Below are 23,887 nucleotides of genomic sequence, written 5' to 3'. Positions count from 1 at the left end.
GCGTTTTCCCTTTCCGGCGAGTCCGACTCTATCAGATCCTTTCGGACCCGATTCCCAGTCAGCGGGGCTTGTCTTCCCGGCTGTTGGGCCGTTCCGACGAGTGAGACTTTAGCGGAATCCTGCCCCCCGACGCTAATCGGGGTGCGTTCCTTCGAACGCGGATTCCTCATTTCGCGCAGGCACACGAAAAGGCATGCGACACGAGGTCGCGTGTCCTGTCGTGGTTACTGCGGAATGGCTGTCCGGGGACCGACCGGGGTCGGCGCTCACGTCGGACAACTCGGAGCACACTACGGATGTGTCCGGGGTGTGTCAACCCCCGGCCGGTGGTGCCGGTGGCCGGGGGCGGATGGGGGCCGGGCTGGGTGTCAGCCGTTGCCGGAGGCCAGTTCGCGGCTGCGGTCGCGGGCTGCCTCCAGTGCGGCGATGAGGGCCGCGCGCACTCCGTGGTTCTCCAGTTCGCGGATCGCGCTGATGGTCGTGCCGGCCGGGCTGGTGACGGCCTCGCGGAGCTTGACCGGGTGCTCGCCGCTGTCCCGCAGCATGACGGCGGCGCCGATCGCGGCCTGGACGATGAGGTCGTGGGCCTGGGCTCGGGGCAGGCCGAGCAGGATGCCCGCGTCGGTCATGGCCTCGACCAGGAAGTAGAAGTAGGCGGGGCCGGAGCCCGAGAGGGCGGTCGCCGCGTCCTGCTGGGACTCCGGGACGCGCAGGGTCTTGCCGACGCCGCCGAAGATCTCCTCGGCGGTGGCGAGGTGCGCGCCGGTGGCGTGGCTGCCGGCCGAGATGACGGACATGCCCTCGTCGACGAGGACCGGGGTGTTGGGCATGACCCGGACGACCGGGGTGTCCGGGGTGAGCCGGTCCTCGATGAACGCGGTGGTGATGCCGGCCGCGGCGCTGATGACCAGACGGTCGGCGGTGACGTGCGGTGCGAGTTCGTCCAGGAGCTTGCCCATGTCCTGCGGCTTGACCGCGAGGATGAGGATGTCGGCGTTCCTGGCCGCCTCCGCGTTGCTGACGGACTCGACCCCGTACCGCGTGTGCAGTTCCCGGGCCCGGTCGCCGCGTCGGGTGGTCACCAGGAGGTCGGCCGGTCGCCAGCCCGCCCGGATCATGCCGCTGAGCAGGGCCTCGCCGATCTTGCCGGTGCCGAGGACTGCGACTGTCTGGGTCATGCGTTCACCCTCCGGGCGGTGCTCAGGTCCACGTTGTGACCGTCTCCCCGCCATCCTCGCATCGGGGTTTCACGGCGTACGGCGGCGGAGGGTGATCGCGCCGAGGCAGAGGACCAGGAGCGCGCTCCCCGCGACCACGGCCACGTCGCGGACGAAGTCGCCGGTGATGTCGGGGTGGTGGAGGACCTGGTCCATGCCGTCGACGGCGTACGACATGGGCAGGACGTTCGAGATCGCCTCCAGGACGGGGTGCATCGCCTCGCGCGGCGTGAACAGGCCGCAGAGCAGGAGCTGGGGGAAGATCACCGCCGGCATGAACTGGACCGCCTGGAACTCGGAGGCGGCGAACGCGGAGACGAACAGGCCGAGTGCGGTGCCGAGCAGAGCGTCGAGCAGGGCGACCAGGAGCAGCAGCCAGGGCGAGCCGATGACGTCCAGGCCCAGCAGCCAGATGGAGACGGCCGTCGCGAGCGCCGCCTGGACGACCGCGACCGCGCCGAACGCGAGGGCGTAGCCCGCGATCAGGTCGCCCTTGCCGAGCGGGAGGGCGAGGAGGCGTTCGAGGGTGCCCGAGGTGCGTTCGCGCAGGGTGGCGATCGAGGTCACCAGGAACATCGTGATCAGCGGGAAGATGCCGAGGAGGCTGGCTCCGGTGGAGTCGAAGGTCTCGGGGCTGCCGTCGAAGACGTAACGGAGCAGCGTGATCAGCAGGACCGGGACGATCAACAGGAGCGCGATCGTGCGGGGGTCGTGGGTCAGCTGGCGCAGGACGCGGCCCGCTGTGGCGGTCGTACGGGACGGGGTCAGCGGGCGGGCCGGGGCAGCCTCGTTCGCGGGGCGGGTCGGTGTGGGAGCGGTCGCCGTCATCGGGAGGCCTCCTGGTCGGGGGGCGGGGTGGGTGACGTGGCCTCGACCAGCTGGAGGAACGCGTCCTCGACGGTCTCCGTGCCGGTGCGGCGGCGCAGTGCGTCGGGGGTGTCATCGGCGAGGATCCGGCCGTCCCGCATCAGGAGGAGGCGGTGGCAGCGTTCGGCCTCGTCCATGACGTGGGAGGAGATGAGGAGGGTGGTGCCGCGGTCGGCGGCCAGGCGGTGGAAGAGGTCCCAGAGGTCCCGGCGGAGTACGGGGTCGAGCCCGACGGTCGGTTCGTCCAGGACCAGGAGAGCCGGGGTGCCGAGGAGGGCGACGGCCAGCAGGACGCGGCTGCGCTGGCCGCCGGAGAGCGCTCCGGCGAGGGCGTCGGCGTGGCTGGTGAGGTCGACGTCCCCGATGGCGCGGGTGACGGCGTCGCGGCGGGCGGCCCTGTGTGCGCGGCCGGGGTGCAGGACGGCGGCGAAGTAGTCGAGGTTCTGCCGGACGGTGAGGTCGGTGTAGACGGAGGGCGCCTGGGTGACGTACCCGATGCGGTGGCGCAGGGCCGGGTCTCCCGCAGGGTGGCCCAGGACATCGAGGGTGCCGGTGACTTTGGCCTGGGTGCCCACCACGGCGCGCATCAAGGTGGTCTTGCCGCAGCCCGAGGGGCCGAGGAGGCCGGTGATGCTGCCGGGGCGGACGGTGAAGTCGAGGGCGCGCAGGACGGTGCGGGTGCCTCGTACGACGGTGAGGTCGCGGGCTTCGATCGCCGGGGGCGATGGCGGGGCCGGTGGCGGGGATGCGTCCGGGGGGCCTGTGGGGCCGGCCGACGGCGGCCCGGGTTCATAATTCATCATGTGATGAATTCTTCGCCCGATGCCGCCGTCCGTCAAGGGGCCAGAAGGCGGACGCACGAATCAGCCCGCCGACACGGTCGGCGGGCTGAGTTCTCCGTGGGGCGGATCGTCCGTGGGGCGGGCGGGGCCTCAGGTGCGCCTGGGGCGCTTGCGGCCGGATGACCTGCGGGCCGCCGGGTTGCCGGTGCGGGTCGAGCGGCGCTTCTCGAACCGGACGCGGGCCTGCTCGTACTCGGTGCGGCGCAGCTTCTCGCCCGGGGCCTCGGTGAGCGAGCGGACGAAGTAGGCGAGGAGCGAGCCGATGAAGCCGATCGACTTCAGTCCGCGCAGGTTGTCCTCGCGGGCCGGGTCCTTCGGGCGGGCGCCGAAGCCCTCCCAGGTCTTGCGGAACGCGATGGCGCTGCAGATGGAGAACATCGCGATCACCAGCATCCCGACGAGGCTCCCGACCTCGGCGATCTCCAGCCCCTCGTAGGCGAAGCGCAGGACGAAGCAGGCGGCCACGGCTGCGGCCAGCGAGCCGACGGCGACGCCGGCGCGGCGGAGACCGTAGCCGCCGTCGTGGCCGACCCACGTCGTGCCGAAGAAGCGGATGGGCTCGGGCTGCGGGCCCGGGGCCGTGGGGGCGCCGCCGGAGGGTGTCCCTCCGGCGGGCGGGGTGCCGGGGGCTGCGCTGTTCTCGCTCACGGGGCCGATTATCCCCGTTGCCCCCGGCTGGGCGGGCGGAGCCGTCAGTCGCAGCGCGGTGCGATGTAGCCGTCACGTCCCGTGTAGACGTAGGCGTCCGCGACGAACTGACCGTTGGCGATGTTGTCCCAGAGGTTCGACGTGCCGTACGGGCCGGTGACCCGCTCTCCCGGCTTCTGGCAGTAGATCGGGATGCTCTGTCCGTAGGGCAGGGTCCTGACGATGCGGTAGCTGGTCCCCGGTCCGGTGCGGACGTTGACCCGGTAGCCCGGGGCGATGGGGTAGCGGGTGCCGGTCGCGGTGGTCTCCACCGTCACCTCGGCCTCCGCCGTGGCCGTCGCGCCGTCCACCTCGTTCCCGGTGGGCTCTGCGGTGTGCTCTTCAACGCCCATGTGGGCCTCCCCCGTTGAGAAACGCGTACGCCGGACGCGTACGCCGCGCAGGCTAGCAAGCTCCGTGCCTCTCGTACGCACCATCGACTAGGCTCCGTGCGTCGCATGCGCACGAACACACGGGGGTGGGCGATGCCGCCGCTGCGAGGAACCGGAGCGTCCCCGGAAGCGGAGTTTCCGCAGTACGCCGGCGCCTACCGCCTGGAGGCCCGTCTCGGCTCGGGCGGCATGGGGGTCGTGCATCTGGCGCGCTCGGCCTCGGGGATGCAGCTCGCGGTGAAGGTGGTGCACGCGCCGTACGCGGCGGATCCAGAGTTCAGGGCGCGGTTCCGGCAGGAGGTGGCGGCCGCGCGGCGGGTCAGCGGGGCGTTCACCGCGCCCGTCGTCGACGCCGATCCGGAGGCCGGGCGGCCCTGGATGGCCACCCTCTACGTTCCCGGGCCCACGCTCGCCGAGCAGGTGAAGCGGAGCGGCCCGATGGCCCCCGCCGAGCTGCGCAGGCTGACCGCCGGGCTGGCCGAGGCACTGCGGGACATCCATCGGGCGGGTGTGGTCCACCGCGATCTGAAGCCGGGCAACGTACTGCTGACCGACGGTGGCCCCAAGGTCATCGACTTCGGGATCTCCCGGCCGTACGACAGTGATCTGCGCACCGAGACGGGCAAGCTGATCGGCTCGCCGCCCTACATGGCTCCCGAGCAGTTCCAGCGGCCGCGCGAGGTCGGGCCGCCGGCCGACGTGTTCGCGCTGGGGGCCGTGATCGTCCACGCCGCGACGGGCCGGGGGCCCTTCGACTCGGACAGCCCGTACATCGTGGCGTACCAGGTGGTGCACGACCAGCCGGACCTCGGCGGGGTGCCGGAGGATCTCGTGCCGCTGGTCGCCCGCTGCCTGGCGAAGGACCCGGCCGACAGGCCCACGCCGGGCGAGGTGATGGGGGCGCTGCTGCCCCCGTCGTACGAGGCCGACGCGTTCATACCGGCGCAGCGGCGCCGGGCCGTGGTCGCGGCGGCGGTGCCGCCGGCGGAGGAACGGGACGGTTCGGAGGAGGACACGCATGTGCGTGCCGCGCCCCCGGTCCGGCGTCGGCGGCTGCCGCGCGCCCGGCGACTCGTGGCGGCGGCGCTGCTCCTGCTGGTGGCGGGGGCGGGCGCCGGGGCGTACGCCGTGTGGGGCGGCGGTGGTACGGACGTGAGCCGCCCGGAGCCGGAACGCGCGGGCGCCGGGGGTGTGGAGGGCGACGACGCCGTCACCCCGTGGCGTACCGAGCTGCGGACGTCCGGCGGTGCCACGCCCGTGTGTTCCACCGCCGGACCGGGGGGCGCGCTGTACTGCTCGGTGGCCGGGACCGGCACGGCCAGGATCGATCCGGCGGACGGGCGCGTGGTGTGGTCGGCCCGGTCGTCCTCGACGCGGACCGCCCACGCTCCGATCGTCTCGGGCGGGGTCGTGCTGTCCACCGGACCGGACGGGAAGCTGCGCGCGTTCGACCCGGTGAAGGGCACCGCCGTCCGGGACACCGCGCTGTCCGCGAGCCCCGGTGGCGCGTTCCCCGCGGGCGACGCCCTGCTGGCCGTCGCGGACGACGGCACGGTGACGGCCCTGGACGGCGCGAGCGGGACGCCCCGCTGGAAGGGCCCGCTGGCGCGGCACACGCGGCCGGACTTCGCCCTGTACGACGGCGCGTCAGGGCTCGCCTACGCCTTCGAGCACGCGCCCTCCGGCGGGTCGACCCTCGTCACCGCGGTGGACGCCGTGAGCGGCCGGGCCTCCTGGCAGCGGTGGCTGGACGGGGTACTCACCCCGGTCGGCACCGTCGGCGCAGGAGAGCTGGTGCTGACGGCGATGGACGAGAACTCGGACATCGCCGAGCTCGTCCGGTACGCCCCCGGAACCGGCGCGACCGCCCGGGTCCCGCTGCCCTTCACGCTGGACGGGCCGCAGGTGGTGATGGCCGGGGACGTCGCGTACCTGCTGGCGCGGGGCGGGTCGCTGCTCGCCGTCGACACCTCGGCGGACGGGGCGAAGGCGGACCTGTGGCGGCTGGAGACGGGGGTCGGGCGGGCTTCCGCTCCGGTGCTCGGGGAGGGCGGGCACCTGTACTTCTCCGCCGCGGACGGGCGGCTGCTGGCCGTCGACACGGCTCGGGGGGCGCTCGTGGGGCAGACCCGGGCGCGGCTGAGCGGCGGGAAGCTGACGTATGCGTCCGACCTGCCCGCCCCTGTGACGGCGGGGCGGACGGTGGTGGGAACGGCTCCGGACGGGTCGGTCTTCGCGGTGGACGGGGCGGACCCGGGGGCCTGGTGAGGGCGGGGTTGCCCCGGGGCTCCGCCCCGCCCCCCCGCTCCTCGAACGCCGGACGGGCTGGAAAGCCGAAATGTCAGCCCAGCTTCGAGACGTCCCTGACCGCGCCGCGGTCCGCGCTCGTCGCCATCGCCGCGTAGGCGCGCAGTGCGGCCGACACCTTGCGGTCGCGGTTCTTCGGCGCGTACACGCCGTTCAGCGCCTCGCGGCGGGTGGCCAGTTCGGCGTCGTCGACGAGCAGCTCGATGGAGCGGTTCGGGATGTCGATCCGGATCCGGTCGCCGTCCTCGACGAGCGCGATGGTGCCGCCGGAGGCCGCCTCGGGCGAGGCGTGGCCGATGGAGAGGCCCGACGTACCGCCGGAGAAGCGGCCGTCGGTGACCAGCGCGCAGACCTTGCCGAGGCCCCGGCCCTTGAGGAAGGACGTGGGGTAGAGCATCTCCTGCATGCCGGGGCCGCCGCGCGGGCCCTCGTAACGGATGACGACGACGTCGCCCGGCCGGATCTCCTTGCGGAGGATCTTGTCGACGGCCTCGTCCTGCGACTCGCAGACGACGGCCGGGCCCTCGAAGGTCCAGATCGACTCGTCGACGCCTGCCGTCTTCACGACACAGCCGTCCACGGCGAGGTTCCCCTTGAGGACGGCGAGGCCGCCGTCCTTGGAGTAGGCGTGCTCGACGTCGCGGATGCAGCCGCCCGCCGCGTCCAGGTCGAGGGTGTCCCACCGCTCGGACTGCGAGAAGGCGGTGGCGGAGCGGACGCAGCCGGGGGCGGCGTGCCACAGCTCGATGGCCTCGGGGGAAGGCGAGCCGCCGCGCACGTCCCAGTTCTTCAGCCACTCGGCGAGGGTGTCGGAGTGCACCGAGCGGACGTCCTCGTTGAGCAGACCGCCGCGGTGGAGCTCGCCGAGGAGGGCGGGGATGCCGCCGGCGCGGTGGACGTCCTCCATGTAGTACGTACCGCCGGGGGCGACGTTCGGGGCGACCTTGGACAGGCACGGGACGCGGCGCGAGACCTCGTTGATGTCGTCCAGGTCGTACGCCAGCTCCGCTTCCTCGGCGGCGGCCAGCAGGTGCAGGATCGTGTTGGTCGAGCCGCCCATGGCGATGTCCAGCGCCATCGCGTTGTCGAACGCGGCGCGGGTGCCGATGGCGCGCGGCAGGACCGTCTCGTCGTCCTGCTCGTAGTAGCGCTTGGTGATCTCGACGACCGTGCGGCCGGCGTCCTCGTACAGCGCCTTGCGGGCGGTGTGGGTGGCGAGGACCGAGCCGTTGCCGGGGAGGGAGAGGCCGAGGACCTCGGTCAGGCAGTTCATCGAGTTGGCGGTGAACATGCCGGAACAGCTGCCGCAGGTGGGGCAGGCGTTCTCCTCGATACGGAGGATGTCCTCGTCGGAGACGGACTCGTCGACCGCGTCGCTGATCGCGTTGACCAGGTCGAGCTTGCGGACCGTGCCGTCGACGAGGGTGGCCTTCCCGGCCTCCATCGGGCCGCCGGAGACGAAGACGGTCGGGATGTTGAGGCGCATCGCGGCCATCAGCATGCCCGGGGTGATCTTGTCGCAGTTGGAGATGCAGATCAGCGCGTCCGCGCAGTGCGCCTCGACCATGTACTCCACGGAGTCGGCGATCAGGTCGCGGGAGGGCAGGCTGTAGAGCATGCCGCCGTGGCCCATCGCGATGCCGTCGTCCACGGCGATGGTGTTGAACTCGCGCGGGACCGCGCCCGCCGCCAGGATCGCCTCGGAGACGATCCGGCCGACCGGGGCGAGGTGGGTGTGGCCGGGGACGAACTCGGTGAACGAGTTGGCGACCGCGATGATCGGCTTGCCGATGTCCGCGCTCGCTACGCCCGAGGCGCGCATAAGGGCGCGCGCGCCCGCCATGTTGCGTCCGTGGGTGACCGTGCGGGACCTCAGCTGCGGCATCGTCGCTCGCTCCTTCGGCAGGGGGACTGCCTCCGACAGATAAAGAAAAGACTGTCTTCGAGCGTACGCCCCGGATCCAAGATCTGGACAGGCTGTCCGGAATGCGGGACGTGATGGCCGCTGGGTGGGCAGCCCGGTCGGAGCCTCGGCGGGTGCGCTCAGCTCTCCGTCAAGTATCTCTGGAGCGTCGGCGCGACCATCGCGACGATGTCCTCCGGGTCCGCCGACGCGAGCGGCTCCGCGCGGATCACGTACCGCAGCATCGCGATGCCGATCATGTGCGAGGCGGCGAGCTCCGCGCGGAACGTCGCGTCCGGTACGTGGAGGTCGGCCGCGATCCGCTCCAGCAGCCGCCGCAGGACGAAGCCGCGCAGCACCTTCGCCGCCGCCTCGTGGGTGAGCGCCGAGCGCAGGATCGCCAGGAGCGGGGCGCGGGTGGCCGGGTTCTCCCATACGGAGAGGAAGTAGCGGGCCAGCCGCTCCCCCAGGCCCTCCGGGGGGCCGCCGAGGATGGTGGGGATGACGAGGGCCGGTTCGAAGGAGAGCTCGACCGCGGCCGCGAAGACCTCGTCCTTCGTACCGAAGTAGTGGTGGACGAGGGCCGCGTCGACCCCGGCGGCCTTGGCGATGCCCCGGATCGACGTGTTGTCGTAGCCGCGGTCGGCGAACTCCGTACGGGCCGCCCGGAGGATGCGCGTACGGGCGTCGGGGCCGTCGGCGGCGTCCTGGCGGGGGGGCCGGCCCCGGCGGCGCGGTGCGGGAGCGTCCTCGGTCACGGGCGGTCCGGGGTCACGGGCGGCGGATCTCGGAGGCCGGGTCGGCGGCGGACGCGGTGGCCAGGTGGAGACGGGTGAAGGCCAGCGCCTCCGCGAGGTCGGCCTCACGTTCGGCGGAGGACATCGCGCGGCGGGTGTTGACCTCGATGACGACATGGCCGTCGAAGCCCGTACGGGCCAGGCGCTCCAGCAGCTCCGCGCACGGCTGGTCACCCCGGCCGGGCACCAGGTGCTCGTCCTTGGCCGAGCCCTTGCCGTCGGCGAGGTGGACGTGGGCCAGCCGGTCGCCCATCCGGTCCACCATGGCGAGCGTCTCGGTGCGGGCGGTCGCGGTGTGCGAGAGGTCGACCGTGAAGTGCCGGTAGTCGTCGTTGGTGACGTCCCAGTCGGGGGCGTACGCGAGCATCTCGCGGTCCCGGTAGCGCCAGGGGTACATGTTCTCGACGGCGAACCGGACGTCCGTCTCCTCCGCCATCCGCCAGATCCCGGCCACGAAGTCCTTGGCGTAGTTGCGCTGCCACCGGAACGGCGGGTGCACCACGACGGTGGACGCCCCGAGCTTCTCGGCGGCGGCCCTGGCCCGCTGGAGCTTGACCCACGGGTCGGTGGACCAGACCCGCTGGGTGATCAGGAGGCAGGGGGCGTGCACCGCGAGGATCGGCACCCGGTGGTAGTCGGAGAGCCGGCGCAGGGCCTCGATGTCCTGGCTGACGGGGTCGGTCCAGACCATGACCTCGACGCCGTCGTACCCCAGGCGCGCGGCGATCTCGAAGGCCGTCGCGGTGGACTCGGGGTAGACCGAGGCCGTTGACAGGGCGACCTTCGCATCGGGGATGCGCACCACTGGTTCTGCCACCTGGACAGGGTACGGGCAGTGGCGCGCCGCGCCGAGGGACCGTGGCGGAAAGTGATCAGGACCATGGGCGTACCTGGCGTGCCTACGGCCCTGTCGTCATCCCGGCAGCGCGGCCCGCTCCACCGGGAGGTGGTCCAGGCGGCGCAGGATGACGCCCTCGCGCAGGGCCCACGGACATATCTCCAGCTCCTCGATGCCGAACAGGTCCATCGCGCCCTCGGCCACCAGCGCCCCGGCGAGCAGTTGGGCGGCCCGGCCCTCCGAGACTCCGGGGAGCCTGCCGCGCTCCTCGATCGTCATCGCCGCCAGCTTGGGCACCCAGTCCTCCAGCGCCTTGCGGCTGAGCGAGCGCTGGATGTACAGGCCCTCGGTGGAGCGGGCGGCGCCGGCGATCCGGGCGAGCTGCTTGAAGGTCTTGGAGGTGGCGACGACGTGGTCGGGGCGGCCGGCCCGGCTGAACTCGCCCACGGTCCGCGCGATGCTGGCCCGTACGTGCCGGCGCAGCGCCCTGACCTGCTCCGGGTCGGCCGGGTCGTCCGGGAGCCAGGCGCCGGTGAGACGGCCCGCGCCGAGCGGCAGGGAGACGGCGGTGTCGGGTTCCTCGTCGATGCCGAAGGCGATCTCCAGGGAGCCGCCGCCGATGTCCAGGACGAGGAGCTTGCCCGCCGACCAGCCGAACCAGCGCCGGGCGGCCAGGAAGGTCAGCCGGGCCTCGTCCTCGCCGCTGAGGACCGCGAGGTCGACACCGGTCTCGACCCGTACGCGCTCCAGGACCAGGTCCGCGTTGGTCGCCTCGCGCACCGCGGAGGTCGCGAAGGCGAGCACGTCCTCGCACCCCTTGTCCTCGGCGGCCTGGGCCGCACCGGCGATCGTCGCCACGAGCCGGTCCACGCCGAGCGGGCCGATCGCACCGCCCTCGTCGAGCAGTTCGGCCAGCCTGAGCTCCGCCTTGTGCGAGTGCGCGGGCAGCGGGCGGGCGCTGGGGTGGGCGTCGACCACCAGCAGATGAACCGTGTTCGATCCCACGTCGAGGACTCCGAGTCTCATAGGGGAACGCTACTGCTCCATCGGACTTACGCTGGGCGCGTGCCAAAGACGAAAAAGGCTAAGCCGGACAAAGCCACGAAGAAGCAGAAGTCGAACAAGCAGACATCACAGGCGGAGGCGAACGGACCGGACCCCTCCGACGAGAAGGGCATCGACTTCGCGCGGGCCTGGGTGGAGTTCCCCGACCCGGACGACGACGAGCAGGTCTTCCGGTGCGATCTGACCTGGCTGACCTCCCGTTGGACCTGCGTCTTCGGCAGCGGCTGCCAGGGCATCCAGGCGGGCCGCGCGGACGACGGCTGCTGCACGCTGGGCGCGCACTTCTCCGACGAGGACGACGAGAAGCGGGTCGCCGAGAACGTGGCGCGGCTCACCCCGGAGCTGTGGCAGTTCCACGACGTCGGTACGGAGACGGGCTGGGTCGGCGTCGACGAGGACGGCGAGCGCCAGACGCGCCGCTGGGAGGGCTCCTGCATCTTCCAGAACCGCCCGGGGTTCGCCGCCGGGGCAGGCTGCTCGCTGCACATCCTGGCACTTCGGGAGGGCAAGGAGCCCCTGGAGACCAAGCCGGACGTGTGCTGGCAGCTGCCGGTGCGCCGGACGTACGACTGGATCGACCGGCCCGACGACACCCGGGTCCTCCAGGTGACGATCGGGGAGTACGACCGCCGGGGCTGGGGTCCGGGCGGGCACGACCTGCACTGGTGGTGCACCTCGGCCACCTCGGCACACGGGGCCGGTGACCCGGTGTACGTGTCCTACCGCCCTGAGCTGATCGAGCTGATGGGCAAGGAGGGGTACGACCGGCTGGTCGAGCTGTGCGAGGAGCGGCTGTCCTCGCTGCTGCCGATGGCCCCGCACCCCGCGGACCCGCTCCCCGCGCCGAAGAAGAAGCACTGAGGCGTACGGAGCGGGGCGGCTGAGAGCCTGTCGGGTGGCCTTCGACCGGAAAGCAGACGCGCTCCGGCGCACGGTTCCAAGGCGCCGAGAGGTCCTCGTAGCGGAGCTGCCAGGGCATCTCGGCAACGCCGGAAGCGTGCGTGCCAGGGCGTGGCCGCCCGATCAGAGGCCACCCGACAGGCTCTGAGGCGTAAGGGCGGCCCTCAGCCCGTCGGGTCCGGGCCGGAGGGGCCCGGGTCGGCCGGGTCCGTGGGGCCGGGGTCCGTCGGGTCGGTGGGGTCCGGTGTCGGGTCGGGCGGGTCCGTGGGGTCGGGCGGTCCTGTCGGGTCCGGCGGGTCGGTGGGATCGGTCGGGCCGGGGTCGGTGGGCCCGGGATCCGTGGGGTCGGGGTCCGGATCGGCCGGTCCGGGGTCCGTGGTGCCCGGGTCCGTGGGGCGGGGCGGGTCCGTGCCCGGGCGCGTGGGGCGCGGGCCGCCCGTCGTCGGGGACGTCACCCCGTGGCCGTCGATGATCACGGCGGAACCCGAGGGGGTCAGCGAGATCCGGGCCCGCCACGGCCCGCCCGGCTGCGCGTCCCGGATCACCGAGACCGCGATCGTGGTGCTCTGCCCGGCCGCGAGCGTGCCGGACGTACGGCTGAGGCGCAGCCACGGGGCGTCCGTCGCCGCCGACCAGCTGACCGGCCCCCGGGCGGAGGCGGTCAGCGTGAGCGTCGTGACGGCCCCGGAGGTCCGGGCGGTCACCGTCACCCGGGCGTCGCCCTGCTGCGCGCCGCCGGTGCTGACGACCTCGGCGGTGACGTCCGGGACGCGGGCCCCGAAGCGGTCGCCGGGCCGGCCGTGGCCGGTGTTCTCGTAGGGGACGTACGGGTCGCCGCTCATGTCGCCGGCGTCCTCCACCTCCGTGGCGGTGACCGGGGTGCCGTCGTGGCCCTCGCCGGTCTGCGGCGCTCCCCGGTATGCGGCCCACAGGGCGATCACGGGGGCGGCGACCACCGTCGCGAGGACCGTTGTCGTCACGACCCGGGCGCGCAGCCGGTCCCGGCGGGCGGCCTGGTCCTTGGGGTCGAGCGGGTACCCGGAACGGTCGAAGCGCGGGCCTGCGGCGCGGGAGCGCTGGGCCTGGGCCGTCGCGACGTACACGGAGGGGCGGGGGGCCTCGACGACGGGCAGGGCGGCGACCGGGGTCAGGGCCGCTCCGGGCCAGGGTCCGGCGGCATCCGCCCGCTCGGCTGCGCGGCGGCAGCGGGGGCAGTCGTCGACGTGCCGGACGAGTTCGCGGCGCAGGGCGGCGGAGAGCAGCACCTGGTGGTCGCCGGTGAGCCGCGCGACGGTGGGGCAGTCGCCGGCCTCGACGACCGCGAGGGCCGCGCGGGTGCGCTCCACCTCGCAGGCCGCGCCGGCCAGCAGCTCCCGGGCGGTGGCCGGCTCCAGCCCGAGCACGGCCGCGACGGCGCGCGGGGTGAGCCGGTGGCGTACGGCCAGTTCGAGGGCTTCGCGCTGCTCCGGGGTGGTGCCCGCGGCCTCGGGCCAGGCGAGCGTGGCGAGCTCCCGGCGGCGGGCTTCGGCGGCCGGCGACTCGGCGAGGGCGGGCGCGGTGGCGTCCTCGGGGGTGGCGGGCGCGGTGTGCTCCGGCGTGCGCCGGGCGGTGTGCGCCCCCTGGGGCCGGGGCACGGCTGAGGCCTTGGAGCCCTTTCCGGTATCGGAGGCTCCGGCCGTTCGGGGTGTCTCGGCCGTCCCGGAGGGGCGGCGGTGGGCCTGGCGGCCGTGCTTGCGCTCGGTGAGGGTGCGCAGACAGGTCCACCGGGCCAGCGCGTACAGCCAGGATTTACGTTCCTCCTCGGCCGTGGGGCCCCGGGCGTCCTGCCGGTCCGCGATCGACAGGACGGCACCGAGCGCCTCGGTGGCCGCGTCGTGATCGCAGAGCACGGAGAGGCAGTAGGTGAAGAGTCCGTCGAGATACGGCTCGTAACGTGCGGGCGGTCGCTGTGCCGGGGCGTGGGGTGCTCGGCGGTGCGCCCGGTGTGCGCCGGTGGTGTGCGCGGGGGTCTCCAGTCTGCTGCTCGTCACCCGGCGACCGTAGGCAAAGGAGCGCATACCCCAAGTGCCCCTTGAGCACATTTAACCCTTACGGGTGAACGTATCCCTCGAAAGAGGACAGAGATCATGGATTCGGGCGGGAGCGCCCGGAAGTGCCCCCGTGCGCCCTGCGCGCGGACGGGCCGCGCCCGCCGACCGTGCGGGCGGCGTTGTCGTACCCCACCTATACGGTGACGCCATGGCTGCCCGTACGAAATCCGCGAAGGACCGGCCGTCCTACCGCTGCACCGAATGCGGCTGGACCACCGCCAAGTGGCTCGGCCGTTGCCCGGAGTGCCAGGCGTGGGGGACGGTCGAGGAGTTCGGCGGCGCCCCCGCCGTGCGCACCACCGCGGCCGGCCGGGTCTCCACCGCCGCCGTGCCGATCGGCCAGGTCGACAGCCGGCAGGCCACCGCCCGTTCGACCGGCGTCGGCGAGCTGGACCGGGTGCTCGGCGGCGGGCTCGTGCCGGGCGCGGTCGTGCTGCTGGCGGGCGAGCCGGGGGTCGGCAAGTCGACGCTGCTGCTGGACGTGGCGGCCAAGGCGGCGAGCGACGACCACCGCACGCTCTATGTGACCGCCGAGGAGTCCGCGAGCCAGGTCCGGATGCGGGCCGACCGGATCCGGGCGATCAACGACCACCTCTACCTCGCGGCGGAGACCGACCTCTCCGCGGTGCTCGGCCATCTGGACGCGGTGAAGCCCTCGCTGCTCGTCCTCGACTCGGTGCAGACGGTCGCCTCACCCGAGATCGACGGCGCGCCCGGCGGGATGGCCCAGGTCCGGGAGGTCGCCGGGGCGCTGATCCGGGCGTCCAAGGAGCGCGGGATGGCCACGCTGCTCGTCGGCCACGTCACGAAGGACGGCGCGATCGCCGGGCCCCGGCTGCTGGAGCACCTGGTCGACGTCGTGCTGTCCTTCGAGGGCGACCGCCATGCCCGGCTGCGTCTGGTACGCGGCGTCAAGAACCGTTACGGGGCGACCGACGAGGTCGGCTGCTTCGAGTTGCACGACGAGGGCATCACCGGTCTCGCCGACCCCTCGGGCCTCTTCCTGACCCGCCGCGACGTGGCGGTGCCGGGCACCTGTCTGACGGTGACGCTGGAGGGCAAGCGGCCCCTGGTCGCCGAGGTGCAGGCACTGACCGTCGACTCGCAGATCCCTTCACCCCGGCGCACGACCTCCGGTCTGGAGACCTCCCGGGTCTCGATGATGCTCGCCGTGCTGGAGCAGCGCGGCCGGATCACCGCGCTCGGCAAGCGGGACATCTACAGCGCGACGGTGGGCGGCGTGAAGCTCACCGAGCCCGCCGCCGACCTCGCGATCGCGCTCGCGCTGGCCAGCGCGGCCAGCGACACCCCGCTCCCGAAGAACCTGGTCGCGATCGGTGAGGTGGGGCTCGCGGGCGAGGTCAGGAGGGTCACCGGGGTGCAGCGGAGACTGGCCGAGGCCCACCGTCTCGGCTTCACCCACGCGCTCGTTCCGACCGACCCGGGAAGGGTCCCGGCCGGTATGAAGGTCACGGAAGTCGCCGACATGGGCGATGCTCTGCGGGTCCTCCCGCGCCGGTCTCGTCAAGAGGCGCCGCAGCCTCGTCAGGAAGACAACGCGCGCCGGTAGACTTTGCCCTGGTCTCGCCCGCCCGTGGACACGGCATGGGGGACGCAAGGGCACCGCAAACCTGTGACCGGAGGAGTGCAGTGGCAGCCAACGACCGGGCGACGACGCCCGGAAAGTCCGGCCAAGGCACCGGTAACGAGGCGCTGATGCGCGCCTCGTTGAGCGCGGTCGCGCCCGGAATGGCCCTGCGGGACGGCCTGGAGCGCATTCTCCGCGGCAATACCGGTGGGCTGATCGTGCTGGGCATGGACAAGACCGTCGAGTCGATGTGCACCGGCGGATTCGTGCTGGACGTGGAGTTCACGGCGACGCGCCTGCGCGAGCTGTGCAAGCTCGACGGGGCGCTGATCCTCGACAAGGACATGACCAAGATCCTGCGGGCCGGTGTGCAGCTGGTGCCGGACGCCTCGATCCACACGGAGGAGACGGGCACCCGCCACCGTACGGCGGACCGGGTCTCCAAGGCGTGCGGCTTCCCCGTCGTCTCGGTCTCCCAGTCGATGCGGCTGATCGCGCTGTACGTGGACGGGGAACGGCGGGTCCTGGAGGAGTCCTCGGCGATCCTGTCCCGGGCCAACCAGGCGCTCGCCACGCTGGAACGGTACAAGCTCCGCCTCGACGAGGTCGCGGGCACACTGTCCGCGCTGGAGATCGAGGACCTGGTCACCGTCCGGGACGTGACGGCGGTGGCGCAGCGGCTGGAGATGGTGCGGCGGATCGCGACGGAGATCGCGGAGTACGTGGTCGAGCTCGGCACCGACGGACGGCTCCTCTCGCTCCAGCTGGACGAGCTGATCGCCGGGGTGGAGCCGGAGCGGGAGCTCGTCGTCCGGGACTATGTGCCCGAGCCGACGGCGAAGCGGTCGCGCACGGTGGCGGAGGCGCTGACGGAGCTGGACGCGCTGAGCCACACGGAGCTGCTGGAGCTGGCGGTGGTGGCGCGGGCGCTGGGCTACAGCGGCTCGCCCGAGACGCTGGACTCGGCGGTCTCCCCGCGGGGCTTCCGGCTGCTGGCCAAGGTGCCGAGGCTGCCGGGGGCGATCATCGAGCGGCTGGTGGAGCACTTCGGTGGTCTGCAGAAGCTGCTGGCTGCGAGCGTGGACGACCTCCAGACGGTGGACGGCGTCGGCGAGGCGCGGGCGCGGAGCGTGCGGGAGGGGCTTTCGCGGTTGGCGGAGTCGTCGATCCTGGAGCGGTACGTCTGAGGCTGGGCGCGGGCCGGGAGGGCGTCCTGGTGGACGCCCTCCTTGCGTGCCGCGCGGGCTGGGTCTGCCGGGCTTGCCCGTTCGCAACCCGGCCCGTCCGGCGTCCGAGGACGGAACCCCGAGCTGGGGTGGGCGGTGCCCTACGGGCTTGCCCGAACCCGTGGCCGCGTCGCCCGCCCACGCCGACGGGTCCGTCCTCGAACGCCGTCTGCCGGGCTTGCCCGCCCCCGGGAGTGCGTCGCTCCTGCTCGCGGACGGATCCGTCCTCGAACGCCGGACGGGCGTGAGTGGTCCCGGACGGGCGTCAGTGGGCGCCGGTCAGTCCTTGGCGAGGACGAAGGATGCTCGCTGGACCGGTTCGCCCGGGGCCTTCGCCTCCAGGAGGTACGTTCCCGGGCCGGCCTTGCCTGCCGGCGGGGTGGCGCAGCCGGGGGCGGACAGGGTGCGGTTCCAGTCCACCGTGTGGATCACCGTCGCGCCCGCCGGGACCCGCAGGAACAGCGGTCCGGCCGCGGCGGGGCAGTCCTTCGAGGACCAGATCGGATCGTCGTCGTCGCCACCGGCCTCGGTGACCGTGAGGACCGCGCTCCTCGGCCCGAAGTCGGCCTTGCACGTGGTCGACGAGGTGTTCTTCGCGACCAGTTCGAACTTCGGCTTGTCGTCGGGGCCGTAACTGACCTTCGTCCGCAGGCTCAACTGCACCGCGGCGGGCTTGCACTCGGGCAGCGGGGAGCCGGCCGGGACCTGTCGGCCCGCCGTGCCGCCGCCGCCCGCACCCGAACCGGCCGTGTCCGCACCGTCTGTTGACGCCCCGTCGGACGCGGCGCCGCCCGAGGACGCGCCATCGGACGAGGTGCCGTCGTTCGCGCCGCCGGAGGACGCGCCCGTGCCGCCGTCGGAGCCTCCGGAGCCGCCGTCCTCGCCCGACTCGTCGCGGCCGCCCGGCTGTTGGCTGATCGCGGGGCCGGAGCTCGACGGCCCGGGGTCGATCGACCTGGCCGGGCCGGAGCCGCCGGACTTGCCGTCGTCACGGGTCCCGCCGCCGCCTCCGGACGTCACCGCCCAGGCGATCAGCACGGCGAGCAGCGCAACCAGAAGTCCCGCTACCGCCCTTCGTCGCCAGTAGATGCTGGAGGGAAGCGGACCGACCGGATTGCGCATAGATCCCACGGCCCGAACTCTACGAGAGATCCGGGCCGACTCCGGCCCCACCCGCCGCTCCCCTCACAAGTTTTGCCGATCATCATCACGGGAAAGGTGTCACGAGCCGGTCACAGGGGACAGAACGGGTGGCGTTGCCGCCTCCTGGGCCGCCGCGTGGGCCGACACCCCCGCGCCCGGGACCGCCGCCCCCTCTTCCGTGCCAGGATCGTCAGTGCCATGACTGCCTTGACTTCGACTTCAGCCCAGACGCCCCCCGCCGCCGCCTCCCTCCACACCCCCGTGATCGGGTGGTTCGAGCAGCATGCCCGCGATCTGCCCTGGCGCCGCCCCGAAGCGGGCGCCTGGTCCGTGATGGTCAGCGAGTTCATGCTGCAGCAGACCCCGGTGAGCCGGGTCCTCCCGGTGTACGAACAGTGGCTCGCCCGCTGGCCCCGCCCAGCCGACCTGGCCGCCGAGGCGCCCGGTGAGGCGGTCCGCGCCTGGGGGCGGCTCGGCTACCCGCGCCGTGCGCTGCGGCTGCACGGGGCCGCGCAGGCGATAACGGAACGGCACGGCGGCGACGTGCCGAGCGAGCACGCCCAACTGCTGGCGCTGCCCGGGATCGGGGAGTACACGGCGGCGGCCGTGGCCTCCTTCGCGTACGGGCAACGGCACGCGGTGCTCGACACGAACGTCCGCCGGGTGTTCGCCCGCGCCGCGTCCGGGGTCCAGTACCCGCCGAACGCGACCACGGCCGCCGAGCGCAAGCTCGCGCGGGCGCTGCTGCCCGAGGAGGACGAGCGGGCGGCGCGCTGGGCGGCGGCCACGATGGAGCTGGGCGCGCTCGTGTGCACCGCGCGCAACGAGGACTGCGACCGGTGCCCTATCGCCTCGCGGTGTGCCTGGCGGCTGGCCGGTAAGCCCGCGTACCAGGGGCCGCCGCGCAAGGGCCAGACGTACGCCGGTACCGACCGCCAGGTGCGCGGACGGCTGCTGGCGGTGTTGCGGGACGCGTTGCATCCCGTACCGCAGGCCGCGCTGGACGCGGTCTGGGAGGAGCCGGTGCAGCGCGCCCGCGCACTGGACGGGCTGGTGGCGGACGGGCTGGTCGAGCCGTTGGCCGATGGCCGGTACCGCCTTCCCCTGACCTGACACCCCCACCCTCGTCCCGCTGTTACACAACCGATGGGCAGCCGTGCACCGGCCTACGGCTGCTCCGCACATCGCCGTGACAACGCCTCCGTAGCGTCTTCGACAGCAGGACGGCCGGACCGCGGAACACCCCGCGGCCCGGCGGTACACGGGGATGTCCGGGGACGGAGGCGGTTGTCATGGCGCAGGGCGAGGTGCTCGCGTTCGAGGACTACGTACGCACACGGCAGGAGGCGCTGCTGCGCAGCGCGCGCCGTCTGGTTCCCGACCCCGTCGATGCCCAGGACCTGCTGCAGACCGCCCTGGTGCGCACCTACGGCCGCTGGGACGGCATCGCCGACAAGTCCCTGGCCGACGCCTATCTGCGCCGCGTCATGATCAACACCCGTACGGAGTGGTGGCGGGCGCGCAAGCTCGAAGAGGTGCCGACCGAGCAGCTGCCCGACGCGAGCGTCGAGGACGGCAGCGAGCAGCGCGCCGACCGCGCCCTTCTGATGGACGTTCTGGGCATCCTGGCTCCCAAGCAGCGCAGCGTCGTCGTGCTGCGACACTGGGAGCAGATGAGCACGGAGGAGACGGCCGCGGCGCTCGGCATGTCGGCCGGTACGGTCAAGAGCACGCTGCACCGGGCCCTGGCACGACTGCGCCAGGAGCTGGAGAGCCGCGAGCTGGACAGCCGCGAGGCGGTCGCCCGGGAGACCGGGGACCACCGGAGCACGGCGCCGGTCACCTCCGCCCGTGTCCCCGCCCAGCGGTCGCCGGTCACGGCGGTGCCGGGGGCGAGGGCACACACACCGGCGCAGCGGAACGGGCGTCACGACGAGCGGGGGATGGAGCGGTGCGCGGCCTGAGCGGCAGGAGCAGCGGCGGGGGCGCCTTCGGGGACGGCTCCTTGAGCGGCTCGGACGGCGACGACGACCCGGGGAGACCGGGCCGGAGCGGGAGCCGGAGCTTCCGGAGCGGTATGGCGGCGAGTGGCACGGCCTTGGCCGGACTCGTCGCCTTCGGGCTGTTCGGCGTCGGCTGCTCCACGGGCGGCACCGGCACCCGGGACGAGGGTCCCGCCGGCAGTCAGCCGGTCGCCCAGATCACGCCGCAGGCCGGCCCTTCCGGCACGACCCCGCCCGTCAGGCGGGTCGACGCCGTGCGGCTCCTCAAGGGCGATCCCAAGGTGGGCGAGCAGGTCAGGGACGGGCTCAGGCCCTGCGCGGGCAAGGCCTATCCGATCGACACCTCGTACGGGTCGATGACCGGCGGCCGGGCCGCCGACGTGGTGGTCAACGTGATGAGCTGCGCCGACTCGGTGGGCGTCGGAACGTACGTGTACCGGGCGGACGGCGACGGCTCGTACAAGAACGTCTTCGCCGCCGAGGTCCCCGCCGTCTACGGAACGATCGACCGGGGCGACCTGGTGGTGACCACCCAGGTCTACGGGTCGAAGGATCCGCTGGCGTACCCGTCCGGCTCGGAGGTGGTCACCTACCGTTGGGCGAGCGACCGCTTCACCGAGCACGACCGGGTGCACAACGACTTCAGCCGCGCCGTCGAGGGCACGGACGGTGAGCTGCCCGTGCAGTCCGAGCCGCTGGATCCGGTGGAGCCGGTCCCGTCGGACGGGCCGGTGGAGCCGGGCAGGAACTGAACCCGGGCAGGAACGAAGTCGTGCCGGTGGAACCGGGCAGGAACGGAAAGCGAGAAGCAGCCCCATGGCCGAGACCCATGTCCTCTTCGTCGAGGACGACGACGTCATCCGCGAGGCCACCCAGCTCGCCCTGGAGCGGGTCGGCTTCACGGTCACCGCGATGCCCGACGGGCTCTCCGGTCTGGAGGCGTTCCGCGCCGACCGGCCGGACATCGCCCTGCTCGACGTGATGGTGCCGGGGCTGGACGGGGTGAGTCTGTGCCGCCGCATCCGGGACGAGTCGACCGTGCCGGTGATCATGCTCTCCGCTCGGGCCGACTCGATCGACGTGGTGCTCGGCCTGGAGGCCGGGGCCGACGACTACGTCACCAAGCCCTTCGACGGCGCGGTCCTGGTCGCGCGCATCCGGGCGGTGCTGCGCCGCTTCGGTCACGCGGCCGGGCCGGACGGCCTGGGTCAGGGCGGTACGGAGGGGGACGCCGGGGCGCTCGGCGGGGTGCTGGTCTTCGGCGATCTGGAGGTCGACACCGACGGTATGGAGGTGCGGCGCGCCGGTGAGCAGGTGGCGCTGACGCCCACCGAGATGCGGCTGCTGCTGGAGTTCTCGTCCGCGCCGGGCACCGTCCTGTCCCGCGACAAGCTCCTGGAGCGGGTCTGGGACTACGGCTGGGGCGGTGACACCCGGGTCGTGGACGTCCACGTCCAGCGGCTGCGCACCAAGATCGGTCAGGACCGGATCGACACGGTCCGCGGCTTCGGCTACAAGCTGCGCGGATGAGGCGTGCGGCGGGCGGGGAGCGGTACGCGGGCATGCAGCCTTACCCGGGTATGCAGCGGTACGCGGGCATCGAGCGGCCGGTGAGGCGCGGATGAAGCGGCTGGCCCTGCGGACCGGTGTCCGCTGGAAGATCAGCATCGCCATCGCGGCGGTCGGCGCGCTCATCGCGGTGGCGCTGAGCCTCGTGGTGCACAACGCGGCCCGCGTCTCGATGATCGAGAACGCCCGCGAGGTGCAGCTGGAGCGGCTGCTGGGCGCCCAGCGCTTCTACGAGGCGACGAGCATGCAGAAGGGCGGGCCGAAGTTCGGGGCGAAGCTGAACGACCCGACGATCCCGCCGAGCCTGCGCGAGGAGGTCCGCAAGAACCGCCGGGCCACCCATGTGACACAGGGCTCCGACGGGGTCCCCGAAGTCTGGGCGGCCGTGCCGCTGGCCAACGGCGACGTGCTGTCGCTGCACACCCGGTTCGCGAACCGCTCCGCCACGATCATGGACGACCTGGACCGGGCCCTGATCATCGGCTCGGTCTCGGTGGTCTTCGGCGGCTGCGCGCTCGGCGTCCTCATCGGCGGCCAGCTCTCGCGCCGGCTGCGCAAGGCGGCGGCCGCGGCGGGCCGGGTCGCCCAGGGCCAGACGGACGTGCGGGTCAGGGAGGCCGTCGGCGGGGTCGTCCGCGACGAGACCGACGAGCTGGCGCGGGCGGTCGACGCGCTGACCGACGCGCTGAACGAGCGGATCGAGGCGGAGCGCCGGGTCACCGCGGACATCGCGCATGAGCTGCGTACCCCGGTGACCGGGCTGCTCACGGCGGCCGAGCTGCTGCCGCCGGGCCGCCCCACCGAGCTGGTACGGGACCGGGCCCAGGCGATGCGCACGCTGGTCGAGGACGTCCTGGAGGTGGCCCGCCTGGACAGCGCGTCGGAGCGGGCGGAGCTCCAGGAGCTGCCGCTCGGCGAGTTCGTCAGCCGCCGGATCGGGCTGCTGAACCCCGAGGTGACCGTACAGGTGGTGCACGAGTCGTGGGTCTCGACCGATCCGCGCCGGCTGGAGCGCATCCTCGGCAATCTGCTCGGCAACGCCGCCAAGCACGGCTCCACCCCGGTGGAGGTCACGGTCGAGGGCCGGGTGGTACGGGTTCGCGACCACGGTCCGGGGTTCCCCGAGGCGCTGCTGCGGGACGGGCCGAGCCGGTTCCGTACCGGAAGCATGGACCGGGCCGGGCACGGGCACGGGCTCGGCCTGACGATCGCGGCGGGCCAGGCGAGGGTGCTGGGGGCCCGGCTGACCTTCCGCAACGCGGCGCCCTCGGGTGCGGCGGAGGGCACGGGCGGGGCGATCGCGGTGCTGTGGCTGCCGGAGCACGCGCCGACGGTGACCGGGAGCTTCCCGGTGCTGCGGATGGCGGACCAGCGGCAGCCGTCGGACTGAGAGCCTGTGGGGTGACCTCTGATCGGGCGGCCGAAGGCCACCCGACAGGCTCTGAGCCGCACGCCCGGTGAACGGGGAACGCCGACGGCGACCCCGAGGAGTGAGCCGTGAGGCTGTCCTCGACGTCGCCGTCGGTCGGGTGACCCGGGCGCACGCCCCGGGTACCGGGGTGTAACGGGTCCACTGACACTTTTCGGTTGTTGCTGCGCGGCCGCCGGGTGCCGGGTGGCGCCCGGCCAGGGGTCGCGCGGTTACGCCGGCCGGATCAGATGGAGACGTGCACCGAGCGGAGGAACGCGGCCGGGTTCAGCGCCGAGCCGTAGTTCGGGGTGGTGCGGATCTCGAAGTGCAGGTGCGGGCCGCTGGAGTTTCCGGTGTTGCCGGACAGGGCGATCTTCTGGCCCGTCTTCACGGTCTGGCCGATCTTCACGTCGACCTTCGACAGGTGCGCGTACTGCGAGTACTTGCCGTTGGAGTGCTTGATCACGACGGCGTTGCCGTACGCGGGGCCGTCGCCGGCGCCGTTCGGGCCGGCCTTCACGACGGTGCCCTTGTGGGCGGCCACGACGTCGGTGCCGACCGGCACGGCGAAGTCCTGGCCGGAGTGCTTGGCGGCCCAGCGGGCGCCGCCGGTGCCGTAGCTGGCGCTCAGCGTGTACTTCTTGACCGGGGACTTCCAGGAGGCGGCGTTCTTCTTCGCGGCCTTCTTCTTGTCCTCGGCCTTCTTCTTCGCGTCGGAGGCCTTCTTCGCGGAGGCCTTCTTGGCCGCGTCGGCGGCCTTGCCCTGCGCGGTCGCCTGCTGGGCGACCGCTTCGGCGGTGGTGCTCGCGGCGAGCGGAGCCGCAGCGGCGCCGGTGCCGCTGGAGGCGAACGCCGTACCGGCACCCAGCACCACGGACGCCCCCAGGCCGGCGGCCAGGACGGCGCCACGGACGCGGAAGGCGGACGGGCGGATGGTGTGCTGGTTCGTTGCGCGCTTCATACGAGGAAGTCCTCCGAAGGTGAGTGGACCCGGCGTGCTGTCCGGGCTTGCTCCACCTTGGTAACCCGCATCCCCGCCGGT

At 73.1% G+C, this 23,887-nt stretch carries 21 protein-coding genes; 9 read left to right on the top strand and 12 right to left on the bottom strand.

The features are described 5' to 3' along the window. Nucleotides 1–368 precede the first annotated feature (368 nt). The 5 genes from proC to IG90_RS0133465 all read right to left on the bottom strand — a co-directional run bounded on the left by proC (nt 369) and on the right by IG90_RS0133465 (nt 3,966). Nucleotides 369–1,178: a pyrroline-5-carboxylate reductase gene (gene proC, locus IG90_RS0133485; RefSeq protein WP_030593290.1), complete on the bottom strand. Its 810-nt coding sequence runs from the start codon at nt 1,176–1,178 to the stop codon at nt 369–371. 69 nt (nt 1,179–1,247) lie between these two features. Further along, the gene (locus IG90_RS0133480) at nt 1,248–2,045 is read right to left on the bottom strand and encodes an ABC transporter permease (RefSeq protein WP_030593289.1); all 798 of its coding nucleotides are present in this window, start codon (nt 2,043–2,045) and stop codon (nt 1,248–1,250) included. Further along, a complete protein-coding gene (locus tag IG90_RS0133475) occupies nt 2,042–2,887 on the bottom strand; it encodes an ABC transporter ATP-binding protein (RefSeq protein WP_030593287.1) in 846 nt (281 codons plus the stop codon). The genes IG90_RS0133480 and IG90_RS0133475 overlap by 4 nt, the downstream gene beginning before the upstream one ends. A gap of 129 nt (nt 2,888–3,016) precedes the next feature. After that, on the bottom strand, nt 3,017–3,574 hold the full coding sequence (locus IG90_RS0133470) for a hypothetical protein (RefSeq protein ID WP_030593284.1): 558 nt from the start codon (nt 3,572–3,574) through the stop codon (nt 3,017–3,019). A gap of 44 nt (nt 3,575–3,618) precedes the next feature. Beyond that, nucleotides 3,619–3,966 carry an SH3 domain-containing protein gene (locus IG90_RS0133465; protein WP_030593280.1) on the bottom strand — a complete coding sequence of 116 codons (348 nt, stop codon included), beginning with the start codon at nt 3,964–3,966 and terminating at the stop codon, nt 3,619–3,621. Between the two features lie 132 nt (nt 3,967–4,098). On the opposite strand from IG90_RS0133465, the gene IG90_RS0133460 reads away from it, so the two are divergent. Then, on the top strand, nt 4,099–6,273 hold the full coding sequence (locus IG90_RS0133460; protein WP_030593277.1) for a protein kinase domain-containing protein: 2,175 nt from the start codon (nt 4,099–4,101) through the stop codon (nt 6,271–6,273). Between the two features lie 73 nt (nt 6,274–6,346). On the opposite strand, the gene ilvD is transcribed toward IG90_RS0133460, so the two are convergent. The 4 genes from ilvD to IG90_RS0133440 all read right to left on the bottom strand — a co-directional run bounded on the left by ilvD (nt 6,347) and on the right by IG90_RS0133440 (nt 10,876). After that, the gene (ilvD, locus tag IG90_RS0133455) at nt 6,347–8,197 is read right to left on the bottom strand and encodes a dihydroxy-acid dehydratase (protein WP_030593275.1); all 1,851 of its coding nucleotides are present in this window, start codon (nt 8,195–8,197) and stop codon (nt 6,347–6,349) included. A 158-nt stretch (nt 8,198–8,355) separates the two neighbouring features. Then, nucleotides 8,356–8,973, bottom strand: a complete 618-nt coding sequence (locus tag IG90_RS0133450) for a TetR/AcrR family transcriptional regulator (RefSeq protein ID WP_030593272.1) — start codon at nt 8,971–8,973, stop codon at nt 8,356–8,358. A gap of 13 nt (nt 8,974–8,986) precedes the next feature. After that, nucleotides 8,987–9,817 (bottom strand): sugar phosphate isomerase/epimerase family protein, encoded by an 831-nt coding sequence (locus IG90_RS0133445; protein ID WP_030593268.1) that lies wholly within the window; start codon nt 9,815–9,817, stop codon nt 8,987–8,989. 108 nt (nt 9,818–9,925) lie between these two features. Further along, a complete protein-coding gene (locus IG90_RS0133440) occupies nt 9,926–10,876 on the bottom strand; it encodes a Ppx/GppA family phosphatase (RefSeq protein WP_030593265.1) in 951 nt (316 codons plus the stop codon). Between the two features lie 39 nt (nt 10,877–10,915). On the opposite strand from IG90_RS0133440, the gene IG90_RS0133435 reads away from it, so the two are divergent. Beyond that, a complete protein-coding gene (locus IG90_RS0133435; RefSeq protein WP_030593262.1) occupies nt 10,916–11,776 on the top strand; it encodes a DUF3109 family protein in 861 nt (286 codons plus the stop codon). Between the two features lie 203 nt (nt 11,777–11,979). Here IG90_RS0133435 and IG90_RS0133430 read toward each other — a convergent pair whose 3' ends face one another. Continuing rightward, nucleotides 11,980–13,845, bottom strand: a complete 1,866-nt coding sequence (locus IG90_RS0133430) for a BACON domain-containing protein (protein WP_167345021.1) — start codon at nt 13,843–13,845, stop codon at nt 11,980–11,982. 208 nt (nt 13,846–14,053) lie between these two features. On the opposite strand from IG90_RS0133430, the gene radA reads away from it, so the two are divergent. Together radA and disA are read left to right on the top strand one after the other, a co-directional pair. Then, on the top strand, nt 14,054–15,475 hold the full coding sequence (radA, locus tag IG90_RS0133425) for a DNA repair protein RadA (protein ID WP_030593256.1): 1,422 nt from the start codon (nt 14,054–14,056) through the stop codon (nt 15,473–15,475). A gap of 80 nt (nt 15,476–15,555) precedes the next feature. Then, nucleotides 15,556–16,680, top strand: coding sequence for a DNA integrity scanning diadenylate cyclase DisA (gene disA, locus IG90_RS0133420; RefSeq protein ID WP_007456913.1), 1,125 nt, complete (start codon nt 15,556–15,558; stop codon nt 16,678–16,680). 318 nt (nt 16,681–16,998) lie between these two features. On the opposite strand, the gene IG90_RS0133415 is transcribed toward disA, so the two are convergent. Further along, complete coding sequence (locus tag IG90_RS0133415; protein ID WP_030593254.1) at nt 16,999–17,757, bottom strand: hypothetical protein; 759 nt, start codon at nt 17,755–17,757, stop codon at nt 16,999–17,001. Nucleotides 17,758–18,060: 303 nt separating this feature from the next. On the opposite strand from IG90_RS0133415, the gene IG90_RS0133410 reads away from it, so the two are divergent. From IG90_RS0133410 to cseC, 5 genes are all read left to right on the top strand, one after another. After that, complete coding sequence (locus IG90_RS0133410) at nt 18,061–18,975, top strand: HhH-GPD family protein (RefSeq protein ID WP_030593251.1); 915 nt, start codon at nt 18,061–18,063, stop codon at nt 18,973–18,975. 179 nt (nt 18,976–19,154) lie between these two features. Further along, complete coding sequence (locus IG90_RS0133405; protein WP_030593248.1) at nt 19,155–19,826, top strand: SigE family RNA polymerase sigma factor; 672 nt, start codon at nt 19,155–19,157, stop codon at nt 19,824–19,826. Between the two features lie 113 nt (nt 19,827–19,939). Then, entirely contained in the window at nt 19,940–20,617 is a 678-nt protein-coding gene (locus IG90_RS0133400; RefSeq protein WP_030593245.1) for a hypothetical protein, read from the top strand. Between the two features lie 64 nt (nt 20,618–20,681). Further along, nucleotides 20,682–21,395, top strand: coding sequence for a two-component system response regulator CseB (cseB, locus tag IG90_RS0133395; RefSeq protein WP_030593242.1), 714 nt, complete (start codon nt 20,682–20,684; stop codon nt 21,393–21,395). Between the two features lie 91 nt (nt 21,396–21,486). Further along, on the top strand, nt 21,487–22,824 hold the full coding sequence (gene cseC, locus IG90_RS0133390) for a two-component system sensor histidine kinase CseC (RefSeq protein WP_030593239.1): 1,338 nt from the start codon (nt 21,487–21,489) through the stop codon (nt 22,822–22,824). A gap of 265 nt (nt 22,825–23,089) precedes the next feature. Here the strand turns inward: cseC and IG90_RS0133385 are convergent, their stop codons facing one another. Beyond that, nucleotides 23,090–23,806, bottom strand: coding sequence for a M23 family metallopeptidase (locus IG90_RS0133385; protein WP_030593237.1), 717 nt, complete (start codon nt 23,804–23,806; stop codon nt 23,090–23,092). Between the last annotated feature and the right edge of the window lie 81 nt (nt 23,807–23,887).

Origin of the sequence: Streptomyces anulatus (assembly GCF_000721175.1) — a bacterium.
GTDB classification, from domain to species: domain Bacteria; phylum Actinomycetota; class Actinomycetes; order Streptomycetales; family Streptomycetaceae; genus Streptomyces; species Streptomyces anulatus_C.
The sequence above is the reverse complement of the archived record's forward strand: the minus strand, read 5'-3'. Positions and strand labels throughout refer to the sequence as shown.

Bases quoted from the DNA above. Each gene is read 5' to 3' on its own strand.
- proC (WP_030593290.1), bottom strand. From the start codon at position 1,178: ATGACCCAGACAGTCGCAGTCCTCGGCACCGGCAAGATCGGCGAGGCC.
- IG90_RS0133480 (WP_030593289.1), bottom strand. From the start codon at position 2,045: ATGACGGCGACCGCTCCCACACCGACCCGCCCCGCGAACGAGGCTGCC.
- IG90_RS0133475 (WP_030593287.1), bottom strand. From the start codon at position 2,887: ATGATGAATTATGAACCCGGGCCGCCGTCGGCCGGCCCCACAGGCCCC.
- IG90_RS0133465 (WP_030593280.1), bottom strand. From the start codon at position 3,966: ATGGGCGTTGAAGAGCACACCGCAGAGCCCACCGGGAACGAGGTGGAC.
- IG90_RS0133460 (WP_030593277.1), top strand. From the start codon at position 4,099: ATGCCGCCGCTGCGAGGAACCGGAGCGTCCCCGGAAGCGGAGTTTCCG.
- ilvD (WP_030593275.1), bottom strand. From the start codon at position 8,197: ATGCCGCAGCTGAGGTCCCGCACGGTCACCCACGGACGCAACATGGCG.
- IG90_RS0133440 (WP_030593265.1), bottom strand. From the start codon at position 10,876: ATGAGACTCGGAGTCCTCGACGTGGGATCGAACACGGTTCATCTGCTG.
- radA (WP_030593256.1), top strand. From the start codon at position 14,054: ATGGCTGCCCGTACGAAATCCGCGAAGGACCGGCCGTCCTACCGCTGC.
- IG90_RS0133410 (WP_030593251.1), top strand. From the start codon at position 18,061: ATGACTGCCTTGACTTCGACTTCAGCCCAGACGCCCCCCGCCGCCGCC.
- IG90_RS0133405 (WP_030593248.1), top strand. From the start codon at position 19,155: ATGGCGCAGGGCGAGGTGCTCGCGTTCGAGGACTACGTACGCACACGG.
- IG90_RS0133400 (WP_030593245.1), top strand. From the start codon at position 19,940: ATGGCGGCGAGTGGCACGGCCTTGGCCGGACTCGTCGCCTTCGGGCTG.
- cseB (WP_030593242.1), top strand. From the start codon at position 20,682: ATGGCCGAGACCCATGTCCTCTTCGTCGAGGACGACGACGTCATCCGC.
- cseC (WP_030593239.1), top strand. From the start codon at position 21,487: ATGAAGCGGCTGGCCCTGCGGACCGGTGTCCGCTGGAAGATCAGCATC.
- IG90_RS0133385 (WP_030593237.1), bottom strand. From the start codon at position 23,806: ATGAAGCGCGCAACGAACCAGCACACCATCCGCCCGTCCGCCTTCCGC.